This is a genomic window from Burkholderia sp. Ac-20353 (genome assembly GCF_017104785.1).
In the GTDB taxonomy this organism is placed as follows: Bacteria; Pseudomonadota; Gammaproteobacteria; order Burkholderiales; family Burkholderiaceae; genus Burkholderia.
Window position 1 is genome coordinate 1 of the sequence record NZ_JAAGPL010000231.1, and the last position, 12,494, is coordinate 12,494.

At 68.5% G+C, this 12,494-nt stretch carries 12 protein-coding genes; 9 read left to right on the forward strand and 3 right to left on the reverse strand.

Annotation, left to right across the window (positions count from 1 at the left end; genetic code table 11):
• The 8 genes from G3N94_RS35595 to G3N94_RS35630 form a co-directional block, all read left to right on the forward strand.
• The coding region (locus tag G3N94_RS35595; protein ID WP_205798779.1) for a PLP-dependent aminotransferase family protein at positions 1 to 974 on the forward strand (974 nt) is incomplete at its 5' end.
• A gap of 116 nt (positions 975 to 1,090) precedes the next feature.
• On the forward strand, positions 1,091 to 1,528 hold the full coding sequence (locus G3N94_RS35600) for a carboxymuconolactone decarboxylase family protein (RefSeq protein ID WP_205798781.1): 438 nt from the start codon (positions 1,091 to 1,093) through the stop codon (positions 1,526 to 1,528).
• A 10-nt stretch (positions 1,529 to 1,538) separates the two neighbouring features.
• Positions 1,539 to 1,961 carry a cupin domain-containing protein gene (locus tag G3N94_RS35605; RefSeq protein ID WP_205798783.1) on the forward strand — a complete coding sequence of 141 codons (423 nt, stop codon included), beginning with the start codon at positions 1,539 to 1,541 and terminating at the stop codon, positions 1,959 to 1,961.
• A gap of 301 nt (positions 1,962 to 2,262) precedes the next feature.
• Positions 2,263 to 2,961, forward strand: a complete 699-nt coding sequence (locus G3N94_RS35610; protein ID WP_205798785.1) for a TetR/AcrR family transcriptional regulator — start codon at positions 2,263 to 2,265, stop codon at positions 2,959 to 2,961.
• Positions 2,958 to 3,932, forward strand: a complete 975-nt coding sequence (locus G3N94_RS35615; RefSeq protein ID WP_205798787.1) for an HlyD family efflux transporter periplasmic adaptor subunit — start codon at positions 2,958 to 2,960, stop codon at positions 3,930 to 3,932. The genes G3N94_RS35610 and G3N94_RS35615 overlap by 4 nt, the downstream gene beginning before the upstream one ends.
• A complete protein-coding gene (locus G3N94_RS35620; protein WP_205798789.1) occupies positions 3,929 to 4,876 on the forward strand; it encodes an ABC transporter ATP-binding protein in 948 nt (315 codons plus the stop codon). Before G3N94_RS35615 ends, G3N94_RS35620 begins: the two co-directional genes overlap by 4 nt.
• Positions 4,873 to 6,027 (forward strand): ABC transporter permease, encoded by a 1,155-nt coding sequence (locus G3N94_RS35625; RefSeq protein ID WP_205798791.1) that lies wholly within the window; start codon positions 4,873 to 4,875, stop codon positions 6,025 to 6,027. The genes G3N94_RS35620 and G3N94_RS35625 overlap by 4 nt, the downstream gene beginning before the upstream one ends.
• 142 nt (positions 6,028 to 6,169) lie before the next feature.
• Complete coding sequence (locus G3N94_RS35630; protein WP_346778761.1) at positions 6,170 to 7,606, forward strand: efflux transporter outer membrane subunit; 1,437 nt, start codon at positions 6,170 to 6,172, stop codon at positions 7,604 to 7,606.
• Between the two features lie 101 nt (positions 7,607 to 7,707).
• On the opposite strand, the gene G3N94_RS35635 is transcribed toward G3N94_RS35630, so the two are convergent.
• Complete coding sequence (locus tag G3N94_RS35635) at positions 7,708 to 8,910, reverse strand: porin (RefSeq protein ID WP_205798795.1); 1,203 nt, start codon at positions 8,908 to 8,910, stop codon at positions 7,708 to 7,710.
• Between the two features lie 468 nt (positions 8,911 to 9,378).
• Positions 9,379 to 10,455, reverse strand: coding sequence for a phytoene/squalene synthase family protein (locus G3N94_RS35640; protein ID WP_205798797.1), 1,077 nt, complete (start codon positions 10,453 to 10,455; stop codon positions 9,379 to 9,381).
• 426 nt (positions 10,456 to 10,881) lie between these two features.
• Here G3N94_RS35640 and G3N94_RS35645 point away from each other — a divergent pair, with 426 nt between their 5' ends.
• On the forward strand, positions 10,882 to 12,024 hold the full coding sequence (locus G3N94_RS35645) for a glycerophosphodiester phosphodiesterase (protein WP_205798799.1): 1,143 nt from the start codon (positions 10,882 to 10,884) through the stop codon (positions 12,022 to 12,024).
• Between the two features lie 51 nt (positions 12,025 to 12,075).
• Here G3N94_RS35645 and G3N94_RS35650 read toward each other — a convergent pair.
• Positions 12,076 to 12,494, reverse strand: a 419-nt coding sequence (locus tag G3N94_RS35650; RefSeq protein ID WP_346778760.1) for a rhodanese-like domain-containing protein, incomplete at its 5' end; no start/stop codon positions are given.

Consider the following 12,494-nt stretch of genomic DNA (forward strand, 5'->3'; position numbering starts at 1 on the left):
TTCACGACCCGGCCGGCGACCAACAGTTGCGGCTCGCGATCGCGCGCTACGTCGCGTTCAGCCGCGCGGTCGCCTGCAACTGGCAGGACGTGATCGTCACGCAGGGCGCGCAGCAGGCGCTCGACCTGCTCGCGCGCGTCGTCGTGCGGCCCGGCGACGTCGTCGCGGTCGAGGATCCCGGCTATCCGCCGGCGCGCGCCGCGTTCGCGTCGCTCGGCGCGACGGTGGCGGGCGTGCCGGTCGACGCGCACGGGATCGTCGTCGACCGGCTGCCCGACGATGCACGCCTCGTCTACGTGACGCCGTCGCACCAGTTCCCGCTCGGCATGCCGATGAGCCTGGAGCGGCGCGTCGCGCTGCTCGAATGGGCGCAGCGGCGGCGGGCCGTGATCATCGAGGACGACTACGACGGCGAGTTCCGCTTCGAAGGACGTCCGATGGAATCGCTGAAGAGCCTCGACCGCGCGGGCCTCGTCGCGTACGTCGGCACGTTCTCGAAGACGATCTTCCCGGAACTGCGGATCGGCTACGCGATTCCACCGGCCACGCTGCACCCGGCGCTGCGCAAGGCAAAGCAGATCGCCGACTGGCACAGCTGCACGCTCACGCAGACGGCGCTCGCCCGCTTCATGCTCGACGGCGATTTCGCGCGCCACCTGCGCCGCGTGCAGAAGCATTACGACGCGCGGCGCAAGGTGCTGATCGCGCACCTGCGCGACAGCCTCGCGCCGTGGTTCGACGTGGTCGTGCCGGCCGCCGGCATCCACCTCGCCGCGCGCGTCAGGGCCGGCGTCGACGAGGCCGCGCTGATCGCGGCGGCGCGCGCGCACGACATCGGGCTGTACGGGATCGCCGCGTTCCACGTCGACGCGCCGCGCCAGGGCGGCCTGCTGTTCGGCTATGGCGGCATCGACGCAACGCGCATCGACACGGCGCTCGCGAAGCTCGCCGTGCTGCTGCGGGCGGGTGTCTGACCATTGGCCACTGGCTACCTCGATTTACCGGAAATTGGTCATTCCAGCAGGCCAACCCGATCGTTAATCTGGGTCCTGTCGCGCCGCCGTGCGTATCAACCAAACGAGGACCCGCCATGCAACCCCGCATGAATTTCTATGCCGCCAGCCCGAACGCCATCAAGGTGATGCGCAACGCCGAGGAATTCCTGGCCAGGAGCTCGATCGAGAAGCCGCTCGCCGAGCTCGTGCGGCTGCGTGCGTCGCAGATCAACGGCTGCGCGTTCTGCGTCGACATGCACACCACCGACGCGCGCAAGGGCGGCGAAACCGACCGCCGGCTCGCGACGGTCGTCACGTGGCGCGAAACGCCGTTCTTCACCGACCGCGAGCGCGCGGCGCTGGAGTGGACCGAGGCGCTGACGCTGGTCGCCGTCGATCACGTGCCCGACGCCGTCTGGGAAGTCGTGCGGCCGCACTTCACCGATGAAGAGCTGATGGACCTGTCGCTGCTCGTAACGACGATCAATTCGTGGAATCGCCTCGCGATCGCGTTCCGCAAGATGCCCGAGTAAGGAGGTCGCCATGACTCATAGCGTTTTCATGCGCGCCGCCATATGCGCCGCGCTCATGCTGGGCGCAACGATGCCGGCCGCGCATGCGCACGATGGCAGCGGCGGCGACAGCGTCCACCCCGTCATGAAGCAGGCCGTGCCGGAAGCGCCCGGCAAGCTGGCCGTGGTCGCCACCGTCGACTACGCGCCCGGCCAGGCATCCGAGCCGCATCGGCATCTCGGCTCGGTGTTCGCGGTCGTGTCGAAGGGCGAAGTGCTGTCGCAGGTCAACGACGGCCCGCTGCGTCGCTACCGCGCGGGCGAAGGCTGGTATGAACCGCCCGGCTCGCGGCATCAGGTATCGCGCAACGCGAGCGATACCGAGCCGGCGCAGCTCGTCGTGTTCGGGCTGACGGGCGAGCACGATCCGCTCAAGTCGGCGATGGATCAGTAGCGACGACCGTCGCGCCCGCTCGCGCGCCAGCTTCGTCCGCGCCCCTCCTGCCCGTTGAAACCGGATTGGAGCGCGACGAAGCAGGCGGCACAGCGCGCAGCAAAACCCCGCGCGCGATTCCCCGAAGAAACCGGTCGGCATTTCTGTAGCCGCTCCTTTCATTCCCCCACCTCCGCTTTCCGCGCTGCTCCGGCCCCAACGGCCCATCCCCGCCCCCTGCTTCGCGCTCCGCCTGACGCCCGTCAATTCCGGCGAAAACCCTTCCTTGAAATTAACTAACTCATCAATTAGCGTGGTCTGCATGAACGCGAAATCCACGATCGCCAGGCCGCGCGGGCGCCGCCCGTCGGTCGACGATTTCGACCTGCGCAACCACATGCTCGACATCGCGACCGCGCTGTTCGCCGAGCGCGGCATCGCGGCGACGACCGTCGCGCAGATCGCCGACGCCGCGGGCGTCACGTCGGCGATGGTCCACTACTACTTCACGAACCGCGAGCAACTGCTCGACGCGATCGTCGAGGAACGGCTGATGCAGGTGATCGCGGTCGTCTGGCGGCCGACCGAACCGGTGGCCGAGCACGATCCGTTCGCGCTCGTCGCGGAACTCGTCGACCGCTTCTTCGACGTCACCGGGCGGATGCCGTGGCTGCCGTCGCTGTGGCTGCGCGAGATCGTCAACGAAGGCGGCCTGCTGCGCGAACGGATGGTCGAGCGCATCCCGCTCGAACACGTCGGACGCTTCGCCGAACGCATCCGGCACGCGCAGCAGGCCGGCACCGTGAACCCTGCGCTCGAACCCGCGTTCCTGTTCCATTCGATCATCGCGCTCGTGATGCTGCCGCTCGCAACCGCGAAGCTGTGGCAAAGCGCGCGCGGGATGCCGCCGATCGATCGCGACGTGCTGCAGAAGCACGTCCGCGCGCTGCTCGGCTTCGGCATGCAGCCGCCCGCCGCCGCGCCGCCCCGCCGCGCGCGCGCACCCCGGAGCCGATCGTGAAACCGGCCCGCGCCGCAGCGTTCGCGCTCGCCACCTGTGCCGCACTTGCCACGCTCGTCGCCGGCTGCGGGCCGCGCGCCGGCAACCACGCGACCTACCAGGGCTATGTCGAAGGCGAGTTCGTCTATCTGTCGTCGTCGCAAGCGGGCACGCTGACGCAACTCGCCGTGCAGCGCGGCCAGACGGTCGCCGCAAACGCGCCCGTGTTCGCACTCGAAGCCGTCAACGAGACCGCCGCGCTGCAGCAGGCTCAGCATCAGCTCGCGGCCGCGCAGGCGCAGCTCGGCGACCTGCGCACCGGCAAGCGCCCGCCCGAAGTGAACGTCGCGCAGGCACAGCTCGCGCAGGCCGTCGCGCAGGCCGGCAAGGCCGCCGACCAGCTCGCGCGCGACCAGCAGCAATACGCGGCCGGCGGCATCTCGAAGCAGCAACTCGACGACTCGCGCGCGTCCGCGCAGACGACTGCCGCGCAGGTGCGCGAGCTGAAGAGCCAGGTCGACGTCGCGCGCCTGCCCGGCCGTTCGCAGCAGATCGCCGCGCAAGCCGCGCAGGTCGACGCCGCGCAGGCGGCTGTTGTCGAAGCGCAGTGGAAGCTCGATCAGAAGCGCGTCGCGACGCCCGCGGCCGGGCTCGTCTACGACACGCTGTACCGGATCGGCGAATGGGTGCAGGCCGGCAACCCGGTCGTGCAGATGCTGCCGCCGCAGAACGTGAAGGTGCGCTTCTTCGTGCCGGAGACCGTCGTCGGGACGCTCGCGCCCGGCCGCGCGGTCACGATCCACTGCGACGGCTGCGCGGCCGACGTGCCCGCACGCATCACCTACGTGTCGAGCGAGGCCGAATACACGCCGCCCGTGATCTACAGCAACGAGAGCCGCACAAAGCTCGTGTTCATGATCGAGGCGCGGCCGGCCGTCGCCGACGCGCCGAAGCTGCATCCGGGCCAGCCCGTCGCCGTGAGGCTGCAATGAACACGCCGCCCGCCCCATATGCGATCGATGTCGACCGGCTGAACAAGCGTTTCGGCGACAAGCATGTCGTCAAGGACGTGTCGCTGCGCGTCGCGCGCGGCGAGATCTTCGGCTTCCTCGGGCCGAACGGCAGCGGCAAGACGACATCGATCCGGATGATGTGCGGGCTGCTCACGCCCGATTCCGGTAGCGGCACCTGCCTCGGCTACGACATCGTGCGCGACAGTGCGCAGATCAAGCGCCACGTCGGCTACATGACGCAGCGCTTCTCGTACTGGGAGGACCTGTCGATACGCGAGAATCTCGACTTCGTCGCGCGCGTGTACCAGATGCCCGATCGCAACGCGGCCGTCGAGCGCGCACTCGACACGCTCGGCCTCGCGAGCCGCGCGAACCAGTTGACGGGTGCGCTGTCGGGCGGCTGGAAGCAGCGGCTCGCGCTGGCCGCGTGCATGCTGCACGGCCCGGAACTGCTGCTGCTCGACGAGCCGACCGCCGGCGTCGACCCGGCCGCGCGCCGCGATTTCTGGGAGGAATTGCACCGGCTCGCCGCGCAAGGCATCTCGGTGCTCGTCAGCACGCACTACATGGACGAAGCCGAGCGCTGCCACAAGCTCGCGTATATCGCGTACGGCGAACTGCTCGCGCAAGGCACGTCGGCGGAGATCGTCGCGTCGCAGCAGCTCGCGACCTGGGCGATCACCGGCGATCGCCTGACCGAGCTGTCCGTGCGGCTGCGCGCGATGCCGGGCGTCGACCAGACGGTCGTGTTCGGTTCCGCGCTGCACGTGAGCGGCCGCGACCACCGCGCGCTCGAAGCGACGGTCGCGCAGGTCGCCGCCGATGCGTCGCTGCGGGTCGAGCCGATCGGCACCGGGCTCGAAGACGTGTTCATCTTCATGATGAGCGTTGCGGACAAGCGCAACGGGGGCGCGCCGTCATGAGTACGCCATCGTGGTTACGCTCGTCGTTCTCGTTCGCGCGCTGGTGGAGCATCGTGCTGAAGGAATTCCTGCAGCTGCGCCGCGACCGCGTGACGTTCGCGATGATCGTCGGCGTGCCGATCATCCAGCTCACGCTGTTCGGCTTCGCGATCAACACGGACCCGAAGCATCTGCCGACCGCGGTGATCGTCGCGGATGCGAGCCCGTTCACGCGCAGCTTCATCGCCGCGATGCACAACTCCGCATATTTCGACATCGTCGAGACGCTGCCCGACGAAGCGGCCGGCCGGCACGCGCTCGCGCGCGGCGACGTGCAGTTCGTGCTGACCGTGCCCGCCGACTTCTCGCGGCGCCTGTTGCGCGGCGAGCGGCCCGCGCTGCTCGTCGAGGCCGATGCGACCGACCCGGTCGCGACCGCGTCGGCGATCGGCGCGCTGCCGGGCCTCGTGCAGCCGGTCGCGAACAAGGACCTGACCGGCCCGCTCGCGTACCTGAATGGCCGCCCCGCCGCGTTCGACGTGCGCCTGCACCGGCTCTACAACCCCGAGGGCATCACGCAGTACAACGTCGTGCCGGGCCTGATGGGCGTAATCCTGACGATGACGATGGTGATGATGACGGGCCTCGCGATCACGCGCGAGCGCGAGCGCGGGACGATGGAGAACCTGCTCGCGACGCCCGTGCTGCCGATCGAGGTGATGACCGGCAAGATCGTGCCGTACGTGTTCATCGGGCTGATCCAGGTATCGATCATCCTCGCGGCCGCGCGCGTCGTGTTCGACGTGCCGTTCATCGGCAGCCTGCTCGCGATCTACCTGTCGGCGCTGCTGTTCATCGCGGCGAACCTGACGGTCGGCATCACGCTGTCGTCGCTCGCGCAGAACCAGCTGCAGGCGATGCAGCTCGCGGTGTTCTATTTCCTGCCGAACATCCTGCTGTCCGGCTTCATGTTCCCGTTCGCCGGGATGCCGAAATGGGCGCAGTTCATCGGCAACCTGCTGCCGCTCACCTACTTCAACCGGCTCGTGCGCGGGATCCTGCTCAAGGGCAACGGCTGGGTCGACCTGTGGCCGTCGGTGTGGCCGGTCGCCGTGTTCACCGTGGTCGTGATGGCCATCGCGCTGCGCTTCTACCGGCGCACGCTCGACTAGGAGCCGCGCGATGCCAGTCGTTCCGCCGTGTCGCCGTTGTGTTGCTGCATGTGCTGCCGTATGTGTCGTTGCGTGTACCGCTGTCCGTGCTGCTGCAAGTACCGTTGCGTGTACCTCTGCCCGTGTCGTCGCCTCCTTCGTCATCGCGGCAATCGCTGCCGGTTGCGCGGTCGGCCCAGAGTTCCACACACCGGCCGCGCCGGCCACGCAGCGCTACACGCACAGCGCGCCGCCCGAAACTACCGTGTCCGCAAACGGCGCGGGCGGCGCCGCACAGACGTTCGCCACCGCCACGCATGCGCCGCAGCATTGGTGGACGCAGTTCGGCTCCGAGCCGTTGAACCGGCTCGTCGACACTGCGTGGCAGCACAGTCCGACGCTCGACGAAGCGCGGGCGCGGCTGGCCGAAGCTCGGCAGAACTACGTCGCCCAGGCCGGCGCGACGATGCTGCCGAGCGTCGACGCGAAGCTGTCCGCGACGCGCGAGAAAGTCGACATCGCCGCGTTCGGCTTGCCGGCCAACGTGCCGACTCCGGGGCCGTTTTCGCTGTACGACGCGTCGGTCAGCGTGTCGTACGTGCTCGACGTATTCGGCGGCAACCGGCGCGCGCTCGAGGCATTGCTCGCGCAGGTCGACTATCAGTCGTACGAACTCGACGCGGCGCGCCTGACACTCGCCGGCAACGTCGTCTCGACTGTGATCCGGCGTGCGTCGCTCGCGCAGCAGATCACGCTGACCCGGCGCCTCGTCGACGCGCAGACGCGCCAGTTGCGCATCATCGAAGCGCGCCACGCGGCGGGCGGCGTTGCGCGCGCCGACGTGCATGCGCAGCGCACGCTGCTTGCGCAGACACAGGCCGCGCTGCCACCACTCGCCGCGCAGCTCGCGCAGACGGAGCACCGGCTCGCGATCCTGCTCGGCGTGCCGCCGTCGGACGCGGACCTGCCCGACGTGCCGCTCGATGCGCTGAACCTGCCCGGTACGCTGCCCGTGACCCTGCCGTCGACGCTCGCGCGCGAACGGCCCGACATCCGCGCGGCCGAGGCGCTGCTCCATCAGGCGAGCGCGAACGTCGGCGTGGCGACCGCGAACCTGTATCCGCGCTTCGCGTTGTCGGCGGGCATCGGCTCCGAGCGCACGCGGGTCGCGGACATCGTCAACGGCCTGAACGTCTGGAACCTCGGACTGAACCTCACGCAACCGCTCTTTCACGGCGGCGAACTGCACGCGAAGAAACGCGCGGCCGACGCGGCGTACGATGCCGCGTTCGCGAGCTATCGGCAGACCGTGCTGCAGGCGTTGCAACAGGTGGCCGATGCGATGCGCGCGGTCGAACAGGATGCAGCCGCGCTCCAGTCGCGCGACGACGCGGCACGCGAGGCCGACGCGAGCAACACGATTTCCGCCGCGCGCTATGCGGCGGGCGGGCTCAGTGAATTCGGGCTGATCGACGCGCAGCGGCAGGCGCTGCAGACCGCGCTCGACCGGACGCGCGCGCAGGCGGACCGGCTCGCCGACACGGCGGCGCTGTTCCAGGCATTGGGAGGAAGCTGGACGACGGATGCGTCGGCGCAGTGACGCAACGAGCAGGCTTGCGCGACGCGTGAAAAAAAAAACCGGCCCGAAGGCCGGTTTCGTATACCGCGTGTTCCGATGCGGCGCTCGCGCGCCGCGCGGAATCAGAAACGGTGGATCATGCCGACGCCGACGGCGATCTGGTTCTGGCCGGCGCCAGCCGCCACGCCATCGCCGATCTGGGTCGTTGCGGTGACGATGCCGCCAGTCTTGCTCAGCGTGTTGCCGGTTGCGTGCTGATAAGCCTCGAGTGCGTACAGGCCCGTGCGCTTCGACAGGCTGTAGTACTGCGACAGCGTGACCTGGTGGTACTTCGCCGAGCTCGAGATGCCGTTCGACTCCGTCGCACGCGTGTACGAGTAGCCTGCCGCGAAGTCCCACTGAGCAGCCGCCTTCCAGTGCAGCACTGCGCCTGCCGTATTGAAGATCGCCGTGTTGCGGAACGACGAGCCCACACCCGGGATGTACTGGACGTTCGTGTACGACACCGAGACGTCCCACGCCGGCGTGAACTGGTAGCCAGCCGTCACACCAAGGCGCTGCTGCGATTGCGCCGTCTGGTAGCCGTTGTTGATCGCCGACACCGCCGGTTGGCCGCCGCTCGTGACCGTCGTGTTATCGCCCCACACGCCGCCACCGAGCGTCGAGTTGTTGACGCGCTGATAGCCGACCGCGATGCCTGCCGGGCCGTTCAGGTACTGGACGGCCGCGCTCCACGTCGAACCGCGGTTCACGCTGCCCGGCACGCCGCCGAACGAGTACGAGCCGCCGACCGTGAAGCCGTAGAACTTCGGCGACATGTAAACGAGGGAGTTGTTCGCGCGGTAGCTCGTATCCAGCGAGTCGATATCGCCCGGATGCGCGCCGTAGGCGCCCGTCAGCCACGTCGTCGGGCTGTACGGCGACAGCAGCGTGTAGTACGCGGTGTACTGGCGGCCAGCCGTCAGCGTACCGTACGCTTCGTTCGTCATCCCGACCCATGCCTGGCGGGTGAAGATGCCGCCCGTCCATTGCGACGCGCCGGTCGCGCTGTTCACGCCAGCTTCGAGCTGGAAGATCGCCTTCGTGCCGCCGCCGAGATCTTCAGCGCCCTTCAGGCCGAAGCGGCTGCCCGCCCACACGCCGCTGGACATCGACACTTTCGAGTGACCACCGGTGGTCGCGCCGGTCGTCGGTGCCGCATTGTTCTGGTATGCAAGACCGTTGTCGACGATACCGTACAGGGTCACGCTGCTTTGAGCATGGGCCGTGGTAGCAACGGCCGCAAGGCCGACAGCCGTCATGGCGACAGCGACGCGCTTTTTCATTGATTCTCCGTCCTCAAGGATTGATTCTTTTCTGGTGTGGTTCCGACACATGTGCGAGTACATGCGGGGGCCATTCTGACGGATTACCGATTATTTCCCAAGTTACAGGGTCGGTCATCGTATGATCGACGCAACGCGCGGGTTCACCAAACAGTTACAAAGCACCCGCCGACCCATAGCCGGCGCGGCTTTCCGGCAATTCCCAGTGAAAACCCTAGCTTTACATTTTTACGTGCGCGGCACGCCTGATCAATGTCGTCAGACGCCTGCGCGACCGGTCGTGCGACAACCCGGCTCGCGCAGGCCGGACAGGATGGCTGACGATCGTTGCACGCGTATTTCGGCAACCGAATCTTCATGCGGCGACGAGCAGCCGATCGAATGCTTGGGATATCGAAGAGGCGGCGCCCGGCAGGACGCCGGGCGGAGAAACAAGGCCGGCGTGCGGCAATGCGCACGCCGCCGGAATCAGCGCGCGGCCGGCGCCCCGCTCAGCGCGTGGATCTGCGCGTCCACGGCGTCGACGAGGCGCGTCACGCGTGCGCGGATCGCGGCATTCGAGCCGACGATCGCGAGCGACGACGCGATGATCCGGTAGATGCGCTTGCGCGGCACCTTGGCCGGACGCGCCGGATCGAGCCACGCGTCGTGGCCCGCGAGCAGCTCGAGCGTCTCGAGGCCGATCAGGATCGGCCACAGGCACGCAAGCCGCAGCCGCACGAAGCGCCGCGGGATCGCGAGCGTATACAGGCATGCGTCTTGGTATTGCGCGAGCGTGACGCGCAGCAGGTCGATCAGCACCGGACGCGCGCGCGGCGACGCGGCCGGCGACAGCAGATCTGCAACCGCGAGCCCGTGGCCGGCGAGCACGTCGACCGGCAGGTAGCAGCGGCCGATCCGCAGATCCTTCGCACAGTCGCGCAGGATGTTGGTCATCTGCAACGCCTTGCCGAAGCGGATCCCCTTCTCCCGCATGTCCGCCAGGTTCCAGCGCCGCGCGGCGCGCGTGTGCATGCCGGTCATGTCGGTCCAGAACTCGCCGACGCAGCCGGCCACCATATACGTGTAGCGGTCGAGGTCGTCGCGCGACGCGAGTGCCACCACCTGCCCCGACTGCTCGTCGGGGAACGTGCGCAGGTCGAACTCCATCCCCGACGTCAGCGTCGCGACGACCTTGCGGATCGACGTGCTGTCGGCGTCGGCCTGCGCGCGCAGCAGCGCGAGCATCGGCTGCATCGAGCCGAGCAACACGTGTTCGCCGGAATCCGTCTGCATCCGCGTCACGTCTTCGAGCGCACGGGACAACGCGGCGCCGTCGTCGAGCCGTTCGATGTTCTCGCGCAATTGAGTCAGCAGCGCCGCGCGGCGGTCGGGCGCAACGAGCGCGGTGTCCGCGATCGTGTCGGCCGCGCGCGCCAGCAGGTACGCGAGGCCGACCGGCTCGCGCATGCCGTCGGGCAGCACGCGCAGCGTCAGGTAGAAAGACCGGGAAACGTTCTTCAGCAGTTCGCCGAGCAGATAGGCGGGATCGGTTTGGTTCGTCATGTGTTCGGGAAAATCGGCGGTGTCGCGCACCGGACGCGTGCGGCGCCCAACGCCCGCCCCCGCCCGCGAGTCGCCGCGTCACCGGGTTCGGCGACGCAAAATTCCCGCAAGTTTAGTGCATCCGGCGCACGGCCAGTCCAGAGACCGGCTTGCGGCCCCGGCCAGCGGCAGCGGCAACGCCCGCCGACGCGGCGGCGTCCGCCGAACTCGCACAAGGTGTGCGCGTGCCCGAGCGTGCCATTTCGCGATCCGCCGCACCCGAATCAATCAGAAAGCACAAAGTAATACATATGTAATGATCCGATGCGACGATCGCATCCCGTTCGGCATCGTTTACATGTCCGCGCCGCTTGCGCGCGGGCCGTGCCGATTGCCGTCCCGATTGCCGTCCCGATCACCCGACTCCCGTTCCGAAGGTTTCCCGAAATGTTCTTCAAGCGCCCGTCCGCCTTTTCCTGCGTCCCGCTCGCCTGTGCCGCTGCGTTCGTGCTCGCCGCCTGCGGCGGTGACGACATCACGCAGGACCCGACGCAACCGATCTCGGCAAAGGTGCAGGTGGTCGGCCATCGCGGCGCGAGCGCGCTGCGCCCCGAGCACACGCTGGCGTCGTATCGCAAAGCGATCGAGGACGGCGCCGACGTGATCGAGCCCGACCTCGTGTCGACCCGCGACGGCATGCTGGTCGCGCGTCACGAGAACGAGATCTCCGGCACGACCAACGTGTCGGCGCTGCCGCAGTTCGCGAGCCGCAAGACGACCAAGACGATCGACGGCGTGCAGCTGACCGGCTGGTTCACCGAGGATTTCACGCTCGCCGAGCTGAAGACGCTGCGCGCGCGAGAGCGCATCCCGCAGGTGCGCCCGGCCAACACCGCGTACAACGACCAGTTCGAGATCCCGACGTTCGACGAGATCGTCGCGCTCGCGAAGCAGATGTCCGCGCAGGTCGGCCGCACGATCCACCTGTATCCGGAAACCAAGCATCCGACCTATTTCCAGTCGATCGGCCTGCCGCTCGAAGACCGCCTCGTCGACGCACTGCAGAAGGATTCGTACACCGCGCGCACCGCGACCGTGTACATCCAGTCGTTCGAGGTCGCGAACCTGAAGGCGATCCGCAACCGGATCCGCGCGAGCCAGCCGAACTGGAAGCTCGTGCAGCTGATGGACGAAGCGGCGCAGCGCCCGTACGACTTCGTGAAGGCGAACGACAAGCGCACGTATGGCGACCTGTCAACGCGGGACGGCATGCGCGAGGTCGCGACGTACGCGAACGGCGTCGGGCCGTACAAGACGTCGATCATCGCGGTTGGCGCGGACGGCACGCTGCAGCAGCCGACCCCGTACGTGCGCTACGCGCACGAGGCGGGGCTCGTCGTGCATCCGTACACGTTCCGGCCGGAAAACAACTTCCTTCCGGCATCGCTGAAGGACGGCGGCACGCCGGACAAGCGCAACACGGCCGGCTCGGTGCGCGAGATCCAGGCGTACCTGCGCGCGGGCATCGACGGCTTCTTCACCGACGACCCGGCCGTCGGCCGCACGGCGGTCGATACGTTCCGGCGCTGAACGCGGCGGCGCCCGGCCCGACGGCCCGGTGCGTGTCGCGCGTGCCGCGCGTCAGATCACGCGGAAGCGATGCGTGCCGTCCCGCTTCAACTGATCGACGAGCCCGAACTCCCAGTCGAGATACGCCTGCATCGCGTCGGCCGCATTGTCGGTGCCTTCGTACGGCCGCCTGTAGCGATCGACGCGCGGCGACGCCAGCCGCGTCTCACCCGCTTCGAGCGGCAGGCCCGCGTCGATCCACGCGGCGGTGCCGCCCGTCAGCACGACGATCTCCGCCGCCTCAGGCAGCCACGCCCTCGCGTCGGCGGCCGCAAACCGCGCGAGCAGGCTCGACCCGCAGGTGAACACGTAGCGCCGCGCCGGCGGGATCGTCGCGAGCGCGTCGCGCAGCTGCGCGCGCACCGCGAACCACGCGCCGGGAATGTGGCGCTTCATGTAGTTCGCGCTGAGCGTCACGTCGACGATCGCGA

Coding starts and splice junctions, on each gene's coding strand:
- G3N94_RS35605 (WP_205798783.1), top strand. CDS start 1,539: ATGACTCATAGCGTTTTCATGCGCGCCGCCATATGCGCCGCGCTCATG.
- G3N94_RS35600 (WP_205798781.1), top strand. CDS start 1,091: ATGCAACCCCGCATGAATTTCTATGCCGCCAGCCCGAACGCCATCAAG.
- G3N94_RS35625 (WP_205798791.1), top strand. CDS start 4,873: ATGAGTACGCCATCGTGGTTACGCTCGTCGTTCTCGTTCGCGCGCTGG.
- G3N94_RS35610 (WP_205798785.1), top strand. CDS start 2,263: ATGAACGCGAAATCCACGATCGCCAGGCCGCGCGGGCGCCGCCCGTCG.
- G3N94_RS35620 (WP_205798789.1), top strand. CDS start 3,929: ATGAACACGCCGCCCGCCCCATATGCGATCGATGTCGACCGGCTGAAC.
- G3N94_RS35645 (WP_205798799.1), top strand. CDS start 10,882: ATGTTCTTCAAGCGCCCGTCCGCCTTTTCCTGCGTCCCGCTCGCCTGT.
- G3N94_RS35640 (WP_205798797.1), bottom strand. CDS start 10,455: ATGACGAACCAAACCGATCCCGCCTATCTGCTCGGCGAACTGCTGAAG.
- G3N94_RS35635 (WP_205798795.1), bottom strand. CDS start 8,910: ATGAAAAAGCGCGTCGCTGTCGCCATGACGGCTGTCGGCCTTGCGGCC.